Genomic DNA, 17,133 nt, shown 5'->3' with positions numbered 1-17,133 from the left:
GCGACATGATCGCGCTGGTGCTGGCGTTCGTCGCCGGCCTGCTCTCGATCCTGTCGCCCTGCGTGCTGCCGCTGGTGCCGATCGTGCTGGGGGCGGGGGCATCAGCGCATCCGCGCGGCACGCTGGCGCTCGCGGCCGGCCTTGCCCTGTCGTTCACCGGCATCGGCCTGTTCATCGCGCTCGCAGGCAGCGGCATCGGCCTCGATGCCGGAGCGTTCCGCCTCGTCGCGGCGGTCATCATGCTGGCGATCGGTGTGGTCCTGTTGGTGCCGTCCTGGCAGGCGCAACTCGCCGTCGCCGGCGGCCCGGTGCAGCGCTGGGCCGACCGGCACTCGCAGGACTTCACTGCCTCCGGCGCCGGCGGTCAGTTCATGATGGGGCTGCTGCTCGGAGCAGTCTGGTCGCCCTGTGTCGGGCCGACATTGGGAGCCGCGTCGCTCCTGGCCTCGCAAGGGCGCGACCTCGTTCGCGTGACTCTGACTATGCTGGCGTTCGGGTTCGGAGCGGGCTTGCCGCTGGTCCTGCTCGGGGCGGTGTCGCGAACGACCATGGCGCGGCTCCGTGCGCGGCTGCTGTCCGCCGGCAAGCTCGGCAAGATGCTGATGGGCGCTGCCTTCGTGATCGTGGCGGCGGCGATCCTCAGCGGCGCCGACAAGCAGCTGGAGGCGTGGCTGGTCGATGTTTCACCCGCTTGGCTGACGGAACTGACGACGTCGATCTAGTTAGTGTCGGGCAAGGGCGCACAACACACTCAATGTCATTCCGGGACGTGACGGGCGGAGAGAGCGATGGCTCCTCCCTAAGCGCCGGTCATTCCTCTGCGGCGATCACCGTGATCTCCGGCCATAGTGCCTTCCAGCGTTCAGCCTTGGCCGCGTAGTTCGCTGCCGAAAAGTTAGCTGTGTAGTTCGGCCGTACGATCATCTGCTCGATGTCAGAGAGACCTTTGGGTGCATGGAGCTCGTATTTGCCGGCGACAGGACGCAGGCCGACCTGAGTGTTCGCCGTAAGGAAGCGGTCTATGCCGTCCGTGGAGCGCATCAGCGGCGGGTACGGGCGGCCGTGCTTGGCGGGATACCAGAGGTGGACGCGGGCCTGGTTGCGCACTTCGACCTCGGCGTCGATACCATCGAGGCGGGATGCGATACGCCGGATGACCACGTCTTCGGCCTCCCAGGACGTGTCAGGGTCGAAATAGAAGATGTCGTAGTCGTTGATGCCATGGTCGATGGGACGGCCGGTGCGCATGTTCCACACGGTTTGCGTCAGGCATCCCGCGACGATCCAGGCGTCGGGCAGCGCCGTTTCGCGCAGCACGTCCATGATGGCGAGGTTGACGGGATTGCGGAGCGCGGCCGCGATGAAGTCGTCTTCGGTCATGGCAACGGAGGGCGATGCTATGCGGGCTGATCGCAGTCTACCGTTGTCGATCGGCTTCGTCATGGCGAGCGTGCTCGCAATGACGTCATCGCGAAAGCCGCCTCGCCCTTCAGCGCACCGCAGTGAAGAAGCGATCCAGCCGGAAGCCCGACAGCCAGGCCCAGACCGGCTGGTTCTTGAAGCCGAGATCCCAGGACCCGACCACCGCGTCAGCGCGGCCGACCAGATTGTCGATCGGCAAGAAGCCGACGCCGCCGTCGCGCAGCGAGACGCGACTGTCGGCGGAGTTGTCGCGGTTGTCGCCGAGCACGAACAGCTTGCCGGTCGGCACCGTGACCTCCGGCGTGTTGTCGAGCCGGCCGTTGTCGCGCATCTTGAAGATCAGATGTGACACGCCGTTCGGCAGCGTCTCGACGTAGCGATAGGCCGGCTCGTTGCGGCCGCTGTCGTCCTCGGCATCGCCGATGCCGTCCGGCTTCAATCCGGCGGCCTCGCCGTTGATGTAGAGCTGGCCCTGGCGCATCTGGATGCGGTCGCCGGGCAGGCCGACGACGCGCTTGACCCAGGCCTGCGAGGTGTCGCCCGGCCAGCGGAACACCACGACGTCGCCGCGCTTCGGCGTCTCGCCGAACAGCCGGCCTGTCTCCGGCAGCGTGATCTGCATCGGCAGCGACGAGGTGCCGTAGCCGTAGGGGAATTTCGACGCCAGCAGGGCATCGCCGATCAGCAGCGTCGGCTCCATCGAGCCCGAGGGCACATAGAACGGCTCGGCAATCGCGCCCTTGGCGAGGAAGACGACGGCGACAACGGCGGCGAGCTGGGCGATCTGCCCGCCCCAGGTCGTTTCCTTGCGCGGGGCCTTCGTGCTGATCTTGTTCATGCCGATCTTGTTCGTGGACATCTTGTCGAGGCTCATCGGCCCGTGCCTCCAACCGTGATCTGGTCCATGCGCAACGTCGGCTGCCCGACGCCGACCGGGACGCCCTGGCCGTTCTTGCCGCAGGTGCCGATGCCGGTGTCGAGCGACAGGTCGTTACCGATCATGCTGATGCGGTTGAGGTCGGTCGGGCCGTTGCCGATCAGCATCGCGCCCTTGACCGGCGCGCCGACCTTGCCGTTCTCGATTCTGTAGGCCTCGGTGCACTGGAAGACGTATTTGCCCGAGGTGATGTCGACCTGCCCGCCGCCGAAATTGACGGCATAGATGCCGTTCTTGACGGACGCGATGATCTCGGCCGGGTCGCGTTCGCCGGCCAGCATGTAGGTGTTGGTCATGCGCGGCATCGGCACATGGGCATAGCCCTGACGGCGGCCGTTGCCGGTCGGCGCCATGTTCATCAGCCGCGCGTTCTGGCGGTCCTGCATGTAGCCGACCAGGATGCCGTCCTCGATCAGCACGGTGCGGCTGGTCGGCGTGCCCTCGTCATCGATCGACAGCGAGCCGCGGCGCGAGGCCATGGTGCCGTCATCGACCACGGTGACGCCCTTGGCGGCGACCGGCTTGCCCATCAGTCCGGCAAAGGCGGAGGTCTTCTTGCGGTTGAAGTCGCCTTCCAGGCCATGGCCAACGGCTTCGTGCAGCATCACGCCGGGCCAACCGGCGCCGAGCACGACGTCCATCTCGCCGGCAGGGGCGGGGACAGATTCGAGATTGACCAGCGCTTCGCGCAGCGCGCCGTCGGCGGCCTCGCGCCAGGCCTTGGTCTCAATGAAGCGGGCGTAGGGCTCACGGCCGCCATAGCCCTTGCTGCCGCTCTCCTGGCGGTCGCCCTGGCCTGCAACCACGGAGACGTTGACGCGCACCAGCGGACGGATGTCGCGATAACTCTCGCCGTCGGGCCTGAGAATCTCGACCACCTGCCACGTCGCGCCGAGGGATACCGTCACCTGGCGTACGCGCGGATCCTTGTCGCGGAGATAGGCGTCGATCTCGCCGAGCAGTTTGACCTTGCTCTCGAAGCCCGGCGCATCCAGCGGATTGTCGTCGCCATAGAGGCGCACATTGGTGTGCGGCGGCGCGCTGGCGAACGTGCCGGAATAGCCGCCGCGCACGGCGCTGACGGCGTCCGCCGCGCGCATCAAAGCGGGCAGCGACACGTCGGAGGAGTGGGCGTAGCCGACCGCGTCATCCTTCACCGCGCGCAGGCCGAAACCCTGGCTGGTATCATAGGTTGCCTGCTTCAGCCGGCCATTGTCGAAGGTCAGCGCCTCGGTCTGGCTGTATTCGAAGAACAATTCGCCGTCGTCGGCGCCGGCCAGGCCGCGCGCGACCTCGTTCCGGACCGCATCACGATCCAGATTGGCGCGCTCGAGCAGAGAAGTCGTGGGAGCAGTCATGGGTCAATCCGTTGTCGGAGCGTTCATTCCAAGATAGTTGTTTTGACGCGGGGGCGCGAGGGGCTGGATGATTACCGAACTGACATGGTTGAGATCGTTCCCATCACGTCCGCTCACATCGAGAGCTTCCACCGCACGCTCGACTTCGTCGCGCGTGAGCGGCGTTACCTGTCCTTCGTGCAGGCGCCGCCGCTCGACTCGACGCGCGCCTTCATTCTGAACAACATCCACGAGGGATATCCGCAATTCGTGGCAATTTCGGCCGGGGAAGTGGTCGGCTGGTGCGACGTAACGCCCAAATCAGGGCCGATCGATGCCCGGATCGGTGTGCTCGGCATGGGTCTATTGCCGCAGCACAGGCACCAGGGCATCGGCCGGCGCCTCATGACCGCAGCGCTGGAGGCGGCGCAGGCAGCCGGCTTCTCGCGCGTCGAGCTCACGGTTTACCGCAGCAACACCAATGCGATCAGGCTCTACCAGAAGGCGGGATTCCTGCTCAAGGCGGTGCAGCCGCGGGAGGCCGGCGATGACGGGTTCGACAAGACCCTGCTGGTGATGGCGCTGGCGCTCGACAGCCGCCGCTGAACCGGCATCCGGCTTCACATCGATCCGATCACGGCAATGTGCGATGAGGGGCGCTGTCAACTGGTCGTGACGTCAGGGCAGTTTGTCGAAGCCATCCGCGAGCCCGTTGAGGCTCAGCGGGAAGCCGATGCCTTCCTCCGGGGTCTCGAAGATGATGAAGGTGGCGGTCTTCGCCGTCTTGAGCTGTCCGAGCAGCTTGTCCTCGAGCACCACCTCGGCGACGCAGCCATTCGGCAGGCAGCGCACGAAGCCGGCGCGGCCGACGTCCTGATTGTCGAGCTTCAGGCCGAGGCCCGACGGCAGGAGCACGCCGAGCGGCGCCACCACGCGCATCAGCCGGCTCTTCTGGTCCGCGGTCTTCAGCATGATCACGGTGAGGCCGGCATTGGAGCGGTCCTCGGCCACCACGCTCTGGATCAGCGCGCACTGCTCGGCCTGCGCGCCCGGCGGCGTGTCGCAGCGGATCTGCCAGTCGCCATGCACCGAGCGCACCGCGCCTTGCGCCAACGCCGTTCCCGGCATGCCGATGACCGTCGTCATCACCACCGTGATCGCAGCCGCCGCGGCAGAGGTCATCGCGGCGATGCGCGTGAGTCGCGCGCGGGCCGCGCTGAATCGGCTCAAACGGCGCGAGTCACTCGCAGCTGGGGTCGACATGTCAGCTGCCCTGTCCGTTGAAACCCTGGTCCGGGTCGGTGCCATGACAATTTCCTGTGGGTGGTCCGCGCGTCAGACGCCATGATACGGCAATGATGGCGTCATGAGGACAGCGTCACCAGCGTACGGCACGAAACGACACGAAATATGGCCGCACCCCGGTGCACTGCCGCTGCGCTCGCCGAATCAGCCTCTCGCAAACGGCCGTATTCCGTTGCCTACATCGCGCCGCACGTCTGTCAAGCGCTCGTTGTCCGCGAAACCACGGCATGCGGCAATTTCCCGGAAAAATCGCTGCGTGGCGACGGCGAACGCCGCACGCGACATCCGGCACAAGACTGCATTGCGATAGATCAAGAATTATGGTTTGAGAAGAAAGATTTCGTCATTCCAGTGAACTGGCCCAGGTGCTTTTCTATGCATCCGCCCGAAGGCCATTTGTCAGGAGAGCGGATCGAACGGCGCGCCGCGTGAATCGGCCGGCGCGCCGAGGGGGAAAGTTCTGAAGGGAGCGCGACGGCATGAAGATGTCGAAAGGCCAGTTGAGCGCCTGCTTGCTGGGGTTGGCCGTAGCGGGCGTGACGCTCGTGTCGGGTGGATCGGCGTTTGCGGAGACCGGGCAGCCGGCGCCGTGGGAATACAAGCTGCAGGAGGCGGCGACGCCGGTGATGGAGAACATCACCTGGTTCCACGGACTGCTGCTGGCGATCATCACCATCATCACGCTGTTCGTGCTGGCGCTGCTCGTCGCCGTGGTCGTCAAGTTCAACGCGCGCGCCAATCCGGTGCCGTCGCGGACCACGCACAACACGCTGCTCGAAGTGGCGTGGACGCTGATCCCGGTGCTGATCCTCGTCACCATCGCGGTGCCGTCGTTCCGCCTGCTGTTCCTCGAACTCGACATCCCGAACGCCGATCTCACGATCAAGGCCACCGGCAAGCAGTGGTACTGGAGCTACGCCTATCCGGACAACGGCAAGTTCGAGTTCGACTCGCTGATGGCGCAGGACAAGAAGCCGCGCCTGCTGGCGGTCGACAACGAGATGGTCGTCCCGGTCAACAAGGTGATCCGCGTCCAGACCACCGGCGCCGACGTCATCCACTCCTTCGCGGTGCCGTCGTTCGGCATCAAGATCGACGCCATTCCCGGCCGCCTCAACGAGACCTGGTTCAAGGCGACCAAGGTCGGCATGTATTACGGCCAGTGCTCCGAACTGTGCGGCAAGGATCACGCCTACATGCCGATCGCGGTGCGTGTCGTGAGCGACCAGGAATTCACCGCCTGGGTCGAGGACGCCAAGAAGAAATACGCCAGCGCGCCCACGAGCACCTACGCGTCGGCTGCGGACATGTCGCAGTAAACGCGCCGGGACGAACGCGAGAGGATTGAGGGCCGCCCCGAGCGGTCCATGGGGACACTGAGGATTGGACAATGGCGACGAACGTAGCGACCCATATCGGCCATGACGATCACGCGCACGACCATCCGACCGGATGGCGGCGCTGGATCTATTCGACCAACCACAAAGACATCGGCACGATGTACCTGATCTTCGCGGTGTGTGCCGGCATCATCGGCCTCGCCATGTCGGTCGCGATCCGCATCGAGCTGATGTATCCGGGCGTGCAGCTCTTCCACGAGAACCACACCTACAACGTGTTCGTGACCTCGCACGGCCTGATCATGATCTTCTTCATGGTCATGCCGGCGATGATCGGCGGCTTCGGCAACTGGATGGTGCCGCTGATGATCGGCGCGCCGGACATGGCGTTCCCGCGCATGAACAACATCTCGTTCTGGCTGCTGCCGGCCTCATTCGCGCTGCTGCTGACCTCGACCTTCGTCGAGGGCGAGCCCGGCGCCAACGGCGTCGGCGCCGGCTGGACGATGTATGTGCCGCTGTCGACCTCGGGCCATCCGGGACCGGCGGTGGACTTCGCGATCCTGTCGCTGCATCTCGCCGGTGCGTCGTCGATCCTCGGCTCGATCAACTTCATCACCACCATCTTCAACATGCGCGCGCCGGGCATGACCCTGCACAAGATGCCGCTGTTCGTGTGGTCGATCCTGGTGACGGTGTTCCTGCTGCTGCTGTCGCTGCCGGTGCTCGCCGGCGCCATCACGATGATGCTGACCGACCGCAATTTCGGCACCACCTTCTTCGATCCGGCCGGCGGCGGCGACCCGCTGCTGTTCCAGCACCTGTTCTGGTTCTTCGGCCATCCCGAAGTGTACATCCTGATCCTGCCCGGCTTCGGCATGATCAGCCAGATCGTGTCGACCTTCTCGCGCAAGCCCGTGTTCGGCTATCTCGGCATGGCCTACGCCATGGTCGCGATCGGCGGCATCGGCTTCATCGTGTGGGCGCACCACATGTATACGGTCGGCATGTCGTCGGCGACGCAGGCCTATTTCGTCGCCGCCACCATGGTGATCGCGGTGCCGACCGGCGTGAAGATCTTCTCCTGGATCGCCACGATGTGGGGCGGCTCGATCGAGTTCCGCGCGCCGATGCTGTGGGCGGTGGGCTTCATCTTCCTGTTCACGGTCGGCGGCGTCACCGGCGTGGTGCTGGCGAACGCCGGCGTCGACCGCGTGCTGCAGGACACCTACTACGTCGTCGCGCACTTCCACTACGTGCTGTCGCTCGGCGCGGTGTTCGCGATCTTCGCCGGCTGGTACTACTGGTTCCCGAAGATGTTCGGCTACATGTACTCGGAGCCGATCGCCAAGGCGCATTTCTGGGTCACCTTCGTCGGCGTGAACCTGGTGTTCTTCCCGCAGCACTTCCTCGGCCTGTCGGGCATGCCGCGCCGTTACATCGACTACCCGGACGCCTATGCCGGCTGGAACCTGGTGTCCTCGCTCGGCTCCTACATCTCGGCCTTCGGCGTGCTGATCTTCATCTACGGGGTCGTCGATGCCTTCATGCGCAAGCAGCAGGCGGCGGCCAATCCGTGGGGACCGGGCGCGACCACGCTGGAATGGACGCTGTCGTCGCCGCCGCCGTTCCACCAGTTCGAGGTGCTGCCGAAGGTGCAGTGAGCCCCGACGGCTTTCGATGCGGCGCCGCTCCGGTGCCGCATCGCCATCTGCCGGCCGGCGCGTCCCGTGGCGTGCCGTCCGGATCTCCGAAGCGAGGTTCGTATAGCGCTTTGCTTCCGCCCCCTTTGAATTGAAGTCTGGATTCGCCGTGTCGGTCATTGATCAGAACGCCATCGCCGTCGGTCCGCGGATTTCCGAGGCCGATGTCGGCGATTACCTCGCACTGCTGAAGCCGCGGGTGATGTCGCTCGTGATCTTCACGGCGCTGATCGGCCTCTTGATCGCCCCCGGCCATTTCCACCCGGTGCTGGCGATCACCTCGCTGCTGTCAATCGCGGTCGGCGCCGGCGCTTCCGGCGCACTCAACATGGCGCTGGAAGGCGACATCGATGCGCTGATGTCGCGCACCGCCAACCGTCCGATCCCGCGCGGCCGCATCACCCGCCAGGAGGCGCTGGCCTTCGGCATCACGCTGTCGTTCTTCTCGGTGCTGACGCTCGGCATCCTCGTCAACTGGTTTGCCGGCGCGCTGCTCGCCTTCACCATCTTCTTCTACGTCGTGATCTACACGCTGTGGCTGAAGCGCTGGACCGCGCAGAACATCGTCATCGGCGGCGCCGCAGGCGCGCTGCCGCCGGTCGTCGCCTGGGTGTCGGCCACGGGATCGATTGCACCCGAGCCGCTCTGGCTGTTCCTGATCATCTTCTTCTGGACGCCGCCGCATTTCTGGGCGCTGGCGCTGTTCCGCAGCGACGACTATGCCCGCGCCGGCGTGCCGATGCTGCCCGTGGTCGCCGGTCCCGATGCGACCCGGCTGCAGATCCTGCTCTATACGATCGTGCTGGTCGCGGTCGCGTTGGCGCCCTGGCCGCTCGGCTATTTCGACGCCGTCTACGGCATCGTCTCGCTGGCGCTCGGCGCCGGCATGCTCTGGCTCGCGATCGAGGTGTTCCGCAAGCGCGAGCGCAGCCAATCGCTGCGCGCCAACCGCAAGCTGTTCGCGTTCTCGATCCTGTATCTGTTCGCGCTGTTCGCGACGCTCGGGCTCGAGGCCGTCGCGCGCATGATCGCGCCGCTGATCTGGTAAAGGACGCATGGCAACCGCAATGGCCGATCCGAACGAGCCGGAGGGCGTCGTCCTCACCGAGGCGCAGCTGCGCAGCCGTCGTCGGCGTTCGATCGCGATCGCGCTGGCGCTCGGCGTGCTCGTGGTGCTGTTCTTCGCGGTGACCATGGTCAAGGGACCCGTCGTGCTGAAGCGGCCGATGTAGACGGCCATGCAGAGACGTGACGCAGGATTTGTGAAGCAGGATTCGTGAAGCAGACCGAGGCGATGGAGCGAAACGACCAGACCCTTCCGACGGCCGCCCAGGCTCCGACCGAGCCGGCCGCGTCGCGCCGTGGTCTCGGCCGTGATGCGCTGGTCGGCGGCATCTGCGGCGCCGTCGTGGTGCTGATGGTCGGCGCCTCCTATGCCGCCGTGCCGTTCTACAACTGGTTCTGCCGCGCCACCGGCTTCAACGGCACCACCCAGGTCGCGACCTCTGCGCCATCCTCGGCGCCGCTCGCGCGCCGCATCGGCGTCCGCTTCGACGCCAACGTCGCCGGCGGGCTGCCGTGGAAGTTCGAGCCGGAGCAGACCGAGATCGAGGTCGCGATCGGCGAGGTGGTCACGGTCTACTACAAGGTCACCAACCAGTCGGCGCGCACCACCATGGCGCAGGCCGCCTACAACGTGACGCCGCTGACCTCGGGCGCCTATTTCCAGAAGATCAATTGCTTCTGCTTCACCGAACAGACCATGGCCGCGGGCGAGACCCGCGAGATGCCGGTCGTGTTCTACGTCGATCCGGCGATCACGGCTGATCACGAGAATGACGGGCTGAAGACGATCACGCTGTCCTACACCTTCTATCCCGTCCGCGACGCCGCCCCGAAGCCGGTTGCCGCGGGCGAGCCGGACAAGCCGCGGGGCAGCCTATGACCGCGCGGCCATCCAGGATCCGGGGACCATCGCCGTTGAACGACACCGTGCCGGGGCGACCGGCAACGATCTGGGGAGAGACCTGCCATGGCTGAGGCGCACGCCAAGCATCACGACTACCATCTCGTCGACCCAAGCCCCTGGCCGTTCGTCGGCTCGGTCTCGGCTTTCATCATGGCATTCGGCGCCATCGGCTGGATGCACAAGATGTTCGGCGCCGCGCCGATCGTGTTCGGCATCGGCACCATCGGCGTGCTCTACACGATGGCGAGCTGGTGGGGCGACGTCATCAAGGAAGCCCAGTACAAGGGCGACCACACCCGCGTCGTGCAGCTGCATCACCGCTACGGCATGATCCTGTTCATCGCCTCCGAGGTGATGTTCTTCGTCGCCTGGTTCTGGGCCTATTTCAATGTCGCGCTGTTCCCGGGCTATGAGGTGCAGGCGACCCGCGACGCGCTGATCGGCGGCGTGTGGCCGCCCAAGGGCATCGAAACCTTCGATCCCTGGCACCTGCCGCTGCTCAACACGCTGATCCTGCTGACCTCGGGCACCACGGTGACCTGGGCGCATCACGCGCTGCTCGAAGGCGATCGCAAGGGCCTCAAATATGGTCTGATCCTCACCGTCCTGCTCGGCGCGACCTTCACCTGCGTGCAGGCCTACGAGTACGGCCACGCGACGTTCTCGTTCGCCGGCCACATCTACGGCTCGACCTTCTTCATGGCGACCGGCTTCCACGGCTTCCACGTCCTGGTCGGCACGATCTTCCTGATCGTCTGCCTGGCGCGCGCCTATGCCGGCCACTTCACGCCGAAGCAGCACCTCGGCTTCGAGTTCGCCGCCTGGTACTGGCATTTCGTCGACGTGGTGTGGTTGTTCCTGTTCATCTGCATCTACGTCTGGGGCCACGGCGCCGAGAGCATGGCGCACGGCGCGCACTGAAGCCGCGCACCGCGTCCGTCGAACGTGTTAAGAGGGGCGGCCGTCGGGCCGCCCTTTCGCGTTGGGGCGGCATCCGGCGGCTGATCCAAATGTGATCCGCGTTCGCAGCCTCCGGATGGGTTCACCACGAGGCGTCGCGTCCGGCAGCTCAGGGGGCAAGACACCATGACCACGCATCCGCCCGTCACGCTGACCCAGACCGTGCTGCGCGGTCTCGCCTGCCGCTGTCCGCGCTGCGGCCGGGGCAAGCTGTTCGAGGGCTTCCTGACCTTGCGCAAGCGCTGCGAGGCCTGCGATCTCGACTACGCCTTCATCGACACCGGCGACGGTCCCGCCATCTTCATCATGATGCTCGCCGGCGCCATCGTGGTCGGCGCCGCGCTGATCGTCGAGGTCAAGTACCAGCCGCCGTTCTGGGTCCATGCCGCGCTGTGGGGACCGCTGATCCTGGTCACGACGCTTCTCCCCCTGCGCGCCATGAAGTCGCTGCTGATCGCCCTGCAATTCCACCACAAGGCCGCCCCCGGCCGACTCGTGGACAAGACGCCGCGATGAGCGGTGGCTTCGCCGGAAGAGGGCGAAGAGGGAAAATATCTGCTTGGGGAATGCCGATGTCAGCGGCGCAGACGGTGCGCTCCCTCTCCTTGTTCTTACGGGGAGAGGGTTGGGGTGAGGGGCAGCCACACGCACCGGCCGAGCGGAGAGCCCCCTCACCCGAATTGCATCTGACGATGCAATCCGGCCTCTCCCCGCACGCGGGGAGAGGCGGAGACCGAGCCCGCCGTGCCATCCGCGTACAAATCCCAACCGAGAGATGGCTCGATCAGAAGAGCTCCATGACCACATGACCACCACCCTCCCCAAAACCTCCTCCCGCGCCTTTGCCGCCTTCACCGTCGTCATGGTCGCGCTGTGCATCGGGCTCGGCGTCTGGCAGCTGCAGCGCCGCGCCGCCAAGCATGCGCTGATCGCCGCGCTCACCGATCGCGTGGCGGCTGTGCCTGCGCCGCTGCCGCCGCCGGGCGAATGGCCCGCGCTGACGCCGGAGCGCGACGAATTCCGCCGCGTCGGCTTCACCGCGACCTACGCCAAGCTGCCGGACGCCATGGTCTACAGCGCCGGCTCTGCCGTGCGCGAGGACGTCTCGGGCCCTGGCACCTGGGCATTTCTGCCGGCGCGTGTTGCCTCTGGCGAGACGGTCGTGATCGACGCCGGCTTCGTCGCCAACACGATGCAGGAGCGCAGCGTCCAGGACCGCCAGGTCGGCAAGCTCGTCACCGGCGAGCCGGTCACCCTGACCGGCTATCTGCGCTTCCCCGAGGCCGCCGGCCTGCTCACCGCCGCCGAGAACCGCGACAAGCGGCTCTGGTTCACAAGGGATCATCACGCCATGGCCAAGGCGCTCGGCTGGGGCGAGGTCGCGCCGTTCTACATCGATCTGGAAACACCGGTGCCCGACAACGGCATCCCCAAGCCCGGCCCGCTGTCGCCGCATCTGCGCGACGAGCACATGCAATATGCGATCACCTGGTTCTCGCTGGCTGCGGCGCTGACGGTGGCCTTCGCGGTGTGGGCGCGAGGACGGCGTGCGGTACGCGAGAGAACTTGAGGCTCGCAGCCCGCATGAGCGTCAACGACATGCGGGGATCGGTCCCCCCAGTGTCACCTCCCCCAGCGGGACGGATGAGACTATTCGACCGGACCGAGATCGTTGTCCGAGCAGCGCGAGCACTGCCCCACCGCCAGACGGCGGCACAGGCACCGTCCGTTATCCGATCCCTCATCGGTCGCGCAGTGCGACTGCTATTGCTTGTCTTGGCTGATAATGTTTTTTTCCGTGCCGCGCGGCGTTTCCTGAGTTCCCAGCGATTGCTGGCCAGCATTGGCCCATGCACGCATTCGCGCGGTCTGAATATTCATATATTTTTGCATGTACTTCTGATGAAGTCCTCGAAGCTTCTTTTGGATCTCCGGATCGAGAGGCTTTCCTTCAGAATTGAGGATAGCGTTTTCGTATTCTGCGCGGTCGACGAAGTAGTCTGCCTCAAGAAGCACAAGATCAGCTGATGATTTTATGAACGTCTCGATATTCTCACGAACGTGAAAGGTCGATTGCACTGACGCTAGTGCTGCGGTAACCGACGTGAGGAGAACGGACCATTTCTTTATTTCCTCAGCGTTGTCCCTCGTCGTTATCGACGCAAATACCGTCGCGAGCGGTGTAGTGAAGATCAGGGTGCACTGGATCACCATGTTTGATTTGTACCAAAGATCGAAATTTGCTGCATTCCGCTGGAGCGACTGATCGATGGCAATTTGAAATACGTCGCCTGATCCGTCGCTGACCAGCGTGGGCGTCGGTAAAGCGAGCCATGCGACGATGAGAAACAAAATCAGGATGAAGATGGCTGACATCACGATGCGAGACGTGTAGCTCAGGCGGGGGCGGTGCTGGCGCGGGGTATCGGCCTTGGCAGTGTCACCATTCATAGCTGCAGTCTCCAATCAATAGAGCGAACATTCAAGAATGTCGCGCGCCGACGACTGATCGGCAACTTAAAATAGTATCAATCCTTGGTCGCCTCTCGCGCATATTTTCGCGATAGCGTGCATAGTGAACTGCTCTGACGTGAGCGTCGCGTCCGCCTTCTCGCCCATCGCTTCGCTCATGCTTGTGTGTTCCGCTTACGATGCGTCCCGCCGCCCGCAAATCGGCGCTTGACTTAGAGCGCACTCGAACCCGTAGCCTGCCGGGCGTCGTGAATGGAGACGGGTGCGCATGAAGATCGGCGAACTGGCCAGGCAGTCTGGACTGACACCCCATACGATCCGCTACTATGAGCGGATCGGGCTGCTGCCCAGGGCCGATCGCGATCGTCAGCAGCAGCGGGACTACGACGCATCGATCCTGACCTGGATCGAATTCCTCGGCCGGATGAAAGCCACGGGAATGCCGATCCGGGACATGCTGCGCTATGCCGAGTTGCGGGCGCGCGGCGCAGCCACCGAGCCCGAGCGGCGCCAGCTCCTGGAGCGGCATCGCGATGCGGTCCGGGCGCAAGTCGCCGCGTTGCAGGAGTGCCTTCTCGTTCTCGACGGCAAGATCGCCGGCTATGCCGGTTCGAACGAGAGGACGAATGATCATGACGCAAGCAACGCCCAGCCAATCCACGACGACGAGCCCGATGCCGGGCGGCACACCATCCGGCGCCAACACCGATCAGGATCGGCTGTCGCGCGGCCGGCGCGCGCTCGATAGGATCGACGGCGAGGCCGGCCACAACGTGATCGCGGCGCTCGCCGACATCGCGCCGGACTTCGCCACCTATGTGATCGAGTTTTCGTTCGGCGACATCTATTCGCGCCCCGGCCTCGATCTGCGCAGCCGCGAGATCGCGACCATCGCGGCCCTGACGGCGCTCGGCAATGCCAGCCCGCAGCTCAAGGTGCACATCCAGGCGGGGCTCAACGTCGGCCTCAGCCGCGAGGAGATCACCGAGGTGATGATGCAGATGGCGGTCTATGCCGGCTTCCCCGCCGCGCTCAACGGCCTGTTCGCAGCCAAGGCGGTGTTCGCCGAGGCCGACGCGAAGGCCGATCAGGCCGGATCGGTCTGAGCGGCCGGCGTTACGCGCCGGGCTGGATTGATCGTACGCTGCCGGACACCCGGACCGGCGCGCCGGCGGTGTCGTCGAGGTCGACCTGCAGGCCGCACGGCACACCCATGTCCTCGCCCTGCCTGATCACGATCGGCGCCTCGGCCGACCAATTGAGCTCGCGCAGATACCCGGCCAGCGCGGCAGCCGCGGCGCCCGTCGCCGGATCCTCGTAGACGCCCCCGAACGGAAACGGGTTGCGGGCGTGGAAGAGTTGCCGCGTCTCGGCGTGCACGAGAGCGAAGGTGCAGAAGCGCTCGCGCTTGGCCAGCTCCTGGCCCCGGCCGAAGTCGTAGCTGATGGCCGCGAGGCGGCTGCGCTCCCGCAGGGCGATGACCGGATGATCCATCCCGGCATGGGCAATGACGGGCGGGATGCCGGGATCGAGGTCGTCCTGCGACAGCCCGAACAGCGCCAGGATTTCGCCGAGCGCAACAGACGGCAGCGCGCGTGTCTGCGTCGGCGGCGAGCGGAACGACGCGCTCCACTCCGTTGCGGAATGAAGGCCATCGACGGTGATGTCGGCATGATTGAGCCGCAACGCAAAGCTGCCGGACCCCTGCTGCCGGGCCAGCGCCGCGCCGAGCGCAATCGTCGCGTGCCCACAGAAATCCACCTCGGCCTGCGGCGCAAAGTAGCGCACCCGCCATTTGCCGTCATCTGCCGGTGCTGCGAACGCCGTCTCCGAATAGCCGATCTCCGCCGCCATCGCCTGCATCGATGCGGGATCGGGCAAAGCTTCGTCGATGACGACGCCGGCCGGATTGCCGCCGCGTGGGCCGTCGGTGAAGGCTGCGATGTGCTGGGTGATCATGGGGGGCTCGCACTCGATCTCTGTGTTGGCGATGCTAGGCCTTCATCGCTCGCAAGTGAAGATGCGCAAGACGCGACTTCACGCACCGCTGTCGTCCCTGCGAACGCAGGGACCCATACCGCGGAGTCGATCGGTGAGGCACAACTGTCAATTGTCGTCCCACCGAAGCCGGTGGTGATGGGTCCCTGCGTTCGCAGGGACGACAGCTGAATGTGGCGCGGCGTCCCTGGGTCGTCGGGTGCGATCCCGCGTTCGACAGCTGCTACACGGACCGTCCCGCCCGCACATACGCCCGCTCTCCGGACTTCGGCTCAAACCACACGTCCAGCGTTTCGCCGCTGCTGGGGTCGACGAAGCGCTCCTCGGTCTTGACCCAGTCCGGCCCGGGCGGCGCCGAGAGCGCATCGCGCTTGTAGCCGCCCTGGCGGAAGAAGAACCACACCAGCACGACGGCTGTGATGACCGCGAGCCAGACCACGAGACCGATCACGGTGCGGGTTCGATCACCGCCGCCGTGCCGTAGGCGACGATCTCGCTCATGGTCTGGCCGATCTCGGCGCTGTCGAAGCGCATCATCAGGATGGCGTTGGCGCCCATCGAGGTGGCGTTGGAGACGAGCCGGTCGAGCGCATGGCGCCGCGCCTCCTCCAGCATCTGCGTGTATTCGTGGATTTCGCCCCCGACGATCGAGCGCAGGCTCGCCACCAGATTGCCGCCGAGCCCGCGGCTGCGCACCACCACGCCAAAACACTGCCCCAGCATCCGCACCGTGCGGTGGCCGGTCACGTTTTCCGTCGTCACGACGATCATGGAAGGCTCCGTTGTCTGCCGGCAAACTGGGCCGGCGCTCGATTGGACAACCGAGCAGCCGTTCCGGTTCAAGCGGGCTACGGACCTGCGCCCGCAAATTCCGTCGTCGTCCCGGGCAAGCGCGACGGCGCGACAGCGCCGGCGTGCGCCGACCCGGGACCCATAACCCCGATCGCTTGTGAGGCGGCAGGCTCGAGCAACACCGTGCCTCACACGAATGATGGTGGCTATGGGTCCCGGGTCGAGGCAGCTCTGCGGCCCGCATCGCGAGGCCGTGTTCGTGGCACTCGTCGTCGGTGCTGAGTCGCCCGACGGGCTGTCAGGATCCAAGCCTACGCGCACCACGAACTAACAAATTCGGCTGTACCGAAGTTTTCTTTTCGCGAGCAGATCCAGCGTGATCGGCCGATCCAGCCCCGTTCGCACGAAAATTCTTCTTTCATATTTTCCGAAATCGTGGTTGTCTATCCCCATCCCGCCTCAAAGCGAGGGGCGTACGCGTCGTCACGGACGTGAGGTGGGATGCGATGGACGTGGTGGCTGCAACTGACGAGTGCGGCCGGCACGGACGGCGAAGTCGCGTGGTCCTGGCACCCCGACGCTGGTGTCCCGCGGCAGCGCGCAAGCGTTGTCGCGCACGGTGGCCAAAAAGCCCGGTGCACCGAGGAGAGCGCGTATAAGTCGTAAGCCATCGCGCAGGGAAGGCCGGGTCGCTTTGGCTGAACCTGTGGTTCCTGCCCCGTGCATTCTTGTTCGCACGGGGGCCGCGGGTGCCAGCCGGCATCCGGTCTTCCCTGCGCCCTCTGCTTCGTGGAGGGAGAATGTCTTGCAGAGCTCGGGCGCCGGTCGCGCCGCGGGAAGGTAAAGCTGCGCGGATCGGGAGAAGACGGTTCCGCGGGCGGGCTGTCTGTGAAGTCGT

Annotated in this window: 21 protein-coding genes; 13 read left to right on the top strand and 8 right to left on the bottom strand. The window is 65.5% G+C overall.

Annotated elements, in window-relative coordinates:
- Positions 1–5: 5 nt before the first annotated feature.
- On the top strand, positions 6–722 hold the full coding sequence (locus tag ACQR1B_RS04920; RefSeq protein ID WP_434834403.1) for a cytochrome c biogenesis CcdA family protein: 717 nt from the start codon (positions 6–8) through the stop codon (positions 720–722).
- 88 nt (positions 723–810) lie between these two features.
- Here the strand turns inward: ACQR1B_RS04920 and ACQR1B_RS04915 are convergent, their stop codons facing one another.
- The 3 genes from ACQR1B_RS04915 to tldD form a co-directional block, all read right to left on the bottom strand.
- The gene (locus tag ACQR1B_RS04915; RefSeq protein ID WP_434834444.1) at positions 811–1,380 is read right to left on the bottom strand and encodes a nucleotidyltransferase family protein; all 570 of its coding nucleotides are present in this window, start codon (positions 1,378–1,380) and stop codon (positions 811–813) included.
- Between the two features lie 109 nt (positions 1,381–1,489).
- Positions 1,490–2,296: a signal peptidase I gene (gene lepB, locus ACQR1B_RS04910; protein ID WP_434834404.1), complete on the bottom strand. Its 807-nt coding sequence runs from the start codon at positions 2,294–2,296 to the stop codon at positions 1,490–1,492.
- The gene (gene tldD, locus ACQR1B_RS04905) at positions 2,293–3,717 is read right to left on the bottom strand and encodes a metalloprotease TldD (RefSeq protein ID WP_434834405.1); all 1,425 of its coding nucleotides are present in this window, start codon (positions 3,715–3,717) and stop codon (positions 2,293–2,295) included. The genes lepB and tldD overlap by 4 nt, the downstream gene beginning before the upstream one ends.
- A gap of 84 nt (positions 3,718–3,801) precedes the next feature.
- Between tldD and ACQR1B_RS04900 the strand changes: the two genes are divergently transcribed.
- A complete protein-coding gene (locus ACQR1B_RS04900) occupies positions 3,802–4,302 on the top strand; it encodes a GNAT family N-acetyltransferase (RefSeq protein ID WP_434834406.1) in 501 nt (166 codons plus the stop codon).
- Positions 4,303–4,374: 72 nt separating this feature from the next.
- On the opposite strand, the gene ACQR1B_RS04895 is transcribed toward ACQR1B_RS04900, so the two are convergent.
- A complete protein-coding gene (locus ACQR1B_RS04895; RefSeq protein WP_434834407.1) occupies positions 4,375–5,004 on the bottom strand; it encodes an invasion associated locus B family protein in 630 nt (209 codons plus the stop codon).
- 102 nt (positions 5,005–5,106) lie between these two features.
- Between ACQR1B_RS04895 and ACQR1B_RS04890 the strand changes: the two genes are divergently transcribed.
- The 9 genes from ACQR1B_RS04890 (at position 5,107) to ACQR1B_RS04850 (ending at position 12,543) form a co-directional block, all read left to right on the top strand.
- On the top strand, positions 5,107–5,433 hold the full coding sequence (locus ACQR1B_RS04890) for a hypothetical protein (RefSeq protein ID WP_434834408.1): 327 nt from the start codon (positions 5,107–5,109) through the stop codon (positions 5,431–5,433).
- Between the two features lie 47 nt (positions 5,434–5,480).
- A complete protein-coding gene (gene coxB / locus ACQR1B_RS04885; protein ID WP_434834409.1) occupies positions 5,481–6,320 on the top strand; it encodes a cytochrome c oxidase subunit II in 840 nt (279 codons plus the stop codon).
- Positions 6,321–6,391: 71 nt separating this feature from the next.
- Positions 6,392–8,005, top strand: coding sequence for a cytochrome c oxidase subunit I (gene ctaD / locus ACQR1B_RS04880; RefSeq protein WP_434834410.1), 1,614 nt, complete (start codon positions 6,392–6,394; stop codon positions 8,003–8,005).
- Between the two features lie 148 nt (positions 8,006–8,153).
- Positions 8,154–9,092, top strand: coding sequence for a heme o synthase (locus ACQR1B_RS04875; RefSeq protein ID WP_434834411.1), 939 nt, complete (start codon positions 8,154–8,156; stop codon positions 9,090–9,092).
- Positions 9,093–9,099: 7 nt separating this feature from the next.
- A complete protein-coding gene (locus ACQR1B_RS04870) occupies positions 9,100–9,276 on the top strand; it encodes a CoxF protein (RefSeq protein WP_434834412.1) in 177 nt (58 codons plus the stop codon).
- A gap of 62 nt (positions 9,277–9,338) precedes the next feature.
- A complete protein-coding gene (locus tag ACQR1B_RS04865) occupies positions 9,339–9,989 on the top strand; it encodes a cytochrome c oxidase assembly protein (protein ID WP_434834445.1) in 651 nt (216 codons plus the stop codon).
- 87 nt (positions 9,990–10,076) lie between these two features.
- Entirely contained in the window at positions 10,077–10,934 is an 858-nt protein-coding gene (locus ACQR1B_RS04860; protein WP_434834413.1) for a cytochrome c oxidase subunit 3, read from the top strand.
- Positions 10,935–11,099: 165 nt separating this feature from the next.
- A complete protein-coding gene (locus ACQR1B_RS04855) occupies positions 11,100–11,489 on the top strand; it encodes a DUF983 domain-containing protein (protein ID WP_434834414.1) in 390 nt (129 codons plus the stop codon).
- A 289-nt stretch (positions 11,490–11,778) separates the two neighbouring features.
- A complete protein-coding gene (locus tag ACQR1B_RS04850; protein ID WP_434834415.1) occupies positions 11,779–12,543 on the top strand; it encodes an SURF1 family protein in 765 nt (254 codons plus the stop codon).
- A 194-nt stretch (positions 12,544–12,737) separates the two neighbouring features.
- Here ACQR1B_RS04850 and ACQR1B_RS04845 read toward each other — a convergent pair whose 3' ends face one another.
- Positions 12,738–13,424 (bottom strand): hypothetical protein, encoded by a 687-nt coding sequence (locus tag ACQR1B_RS04845; protein WP_434834416.1) that lies wholly within the window; start codon positions 13,422–13,424, stop codon positions 12,738–12,740.
- 289 nt (positions 13,425–13,713) lie between these two features.
- Between ACQR1B_RS04845 and ACQR1B_RS04840 the strand changes: the two genes are divergently transcribed.
- Together ACQR1B_RS04840 and ACQR1B_RS04835 are read left to right on the top strand one after the other, a co-directional pair.
- A complete protein-coding gene (locus ACQR1B_RS04840; protein WP_434834417.1) occupies positions 13,714–14,193 on the top strand; it encodes a MerR family transcriptional regulator in 480 nt (159 codons plus the stop codon).
- Complete coding sequence (locus tag ACQR1B_RS04835) at positions 14,120–14,551, top strand: carboxymuconolactone decarboxylase family protein (protein ID WP_434834418.1); 432 nt, start codon at positions 14,120–14,122, stop codon at positions 14,549–14,551. Before ACQR1B_RS04840 ends, ACQR1B_RS04835 begins: the two co-directional genes overlap by 74 nt.
- Positions 14,552–14,561: 10 nt before the next feature.
- On the opposite strand, the gene ACQR1B_RS04830 is transcribed toward ACQR1B_RS04835, so the two are convergent.
- The 3 genes from ACQR1B_RS04830 to ACQR1B_RS04820 form a co-directional block, all read right to left on the bottom strand.
- Entirely contained in the window at positions 14,562–15,404 is an 843-nt protein-coding gene (locus ACQR1B_RS04830) for a PhzF family phenazine biosynthesis protein (protein WP_434834419.1), read from the bottom strand.
- 262 nt (positions 15,405–15,666) lie between these two features.
- Positions 15,667–15,894, bottom strand: coding sequence for a hypothetical protein (locus ACQR1B_RS04825; protein ID WP_434834420.1), 228 nt, complete (start codon positions 15,892–15,894; stop codon positions 15,667–15,669).
- Positions 15,891–16,214 (bottom strand): heavy metal-binding domain-containing protein, encoded by a 324-nt coding sequence (locus ACQR1B_RS04820; protein ID WP_315717915.1) that lies wholly within the window; start codon positions 16,212–16,214, stop codon positions 15,891–15,893. Before ACQR1B_RS04820 ends, ACQR1B_RS04825 begins: the two co-directional genes overlap by 4 nt.
- Positions 16,215–17,133 lie beyond the last annotated feature (919 nt).

Source organism: Bradyrhizobium oligotrophicum, from assembly GCF_051168495.1.
Classification (GTDB): Bacteria; Pseudomonadota; Alphaproteobacteria; order Rhizobiales; family Xanthobacteraceae; genus Bradyrhizobium; species Bradyrhizobium oligotrophicum_A.
The sequence above is the reverse complement of the archived record's forward strand: the minus strand, read 5'-3'. Positions and strand labels throughout refer to the sequence as shown.

Excerpts from the sequence above, each read along its gene's own strand:
- ACQR1B_RS04915 (WP_434834444.1), bottom strand. The coding sequence starts at position 1,380 with ATGACCGAAGACGACTTCATCGCGGCCGCGCTCCGCAATCCCGTCAAC.
- ACQR1B_RS04920 (WP_434834403.1), top strand. The coding sequence starts at position 6 with ATGATCGCGCTGGTGCTGGCGTTCGTCGCCGGCCTGCTCTCGATCCTG.
- ACQR1B_RS04855 (WP_434834414.1), top strand. The coding sequence starts at position 11,100 with ATGACCACGCATCCGCCCGTCACGCTGACCCAGACCGTGCTGCGCGGT.
- coxB (WP_434834409.1), top strand. The coding sequence starts at position 5,481 with ATGAAGATGTCGAAAGGCCAGTTGAGCGCCTGCTTGCTGGGGTTGGCC.
- ACQR1B_RS04860 (WP_434834413.1), top strand. The coding sequence starts at position 10,077 with ATGGCTGAGGCGCACGCCAAGCATCACGACTACCATCTCGTCGACCCA.
- ACQR1B_RS04865 (WP_434834445.1), top strand. The coding sequence starts at position 9,339 with ATGGAGCGAAACGACCAGACCCTTCCGACGGCCGCCCAGGCTCCGACC.
- ACQR1B_RS04890 (WP_434834408.1), top strand. The coding sequence starts at position 5,107 with ATGGCCGCACCCCGGTGCACTGCCGCTGCGCTCGCCGAATCAGCCTCT.
- ACQR1B_RS04835 (WP_434834418.1), top strand. The coding sequence starts at position 14,120 with ATGCCGGGCGGCACACCATCCGGCGCCAACACCGATCAGGATCGGCTG.
- ACQR1B_RS04830 (WP_434834419.1), bottom strand. The coding sequence starts at position 15,404 with ATGATCACCCAGCACATCGCAGCCTTCACCGACGGCCCACGCGGCGGC.
- ACQR1B_RS04870 (WP_434834412.1), top strand. The coding sequence starts at position 9,100 with ATGGCAACCGCAATGGCCGATCCGAACGAGCCGGAGGGCGTCGTCCTC.
- tldD (WP_434834405.1), bottom strand. The coding sequence starts at position 3,717 with ATGACTGCTCCCACGACTTCTCTGCTCGAGCGCGCCAATCTGGATCGT.
- ACQR1B_RS04895 (WP_434834407.1), bottom strand. The coding sequence starts at position 5,004 with ATGGCACCGACCCGGACCAGGGTTTCAACGGACAGGGCAGCTGACATG.
- lepB (WP_434834404.1), bottom strand. The coding sequence starts at position 2,296 with ATGAGCCTCGACAAGATGTCCACGAACAAGATCGGCATGAACAAGATC.
- ACQR1B_RS04850 (WP_434834415.1), top strand. The coding sequence starts at position 11,779 with ATGACCACCACCCTCCCCAAAACCTCCTCCCGCGCCTTTGCCGCCTTC.
- ctaD (WP_434834410.1), top strand. The coding sequence starts at position 6,392 with ATGGCGACGAACGTAGCGACCCATATCGGCCATGACGATCACGCGCAC.
- ACQR1B_RS04845 (WP_434834416.1), bottom strand. The coding sequence starts at position 13,424 with ATGAATGGTGACACTGCCAAGGCCGATACCCCGCGCCAGCACCGCCCC.
- ACQR1B_RS04820 (WP_315717915.1), bottom strand. The coding sequence starts at position 16,214 with ATGATCGTCGTGACGACGGAAAACGTGACCGGCCACCGCACGGTGCGG.
- ACQR1B_RS04840 (WP_434834417.1), top strand. The coding sequence starts at position 13,714 with ATGAAGATCGGCGAACTGGCCAGGCAGTCTGGACTGACACCCCATACG.
- ACQR1B_RS04900 (WP_434834406.1), top strand. The coding sequence starts at position 3,802 with ATGGTTGAGATCGTTCCCATCACGTCCGCTCACATCGAGAGCTTCCAC.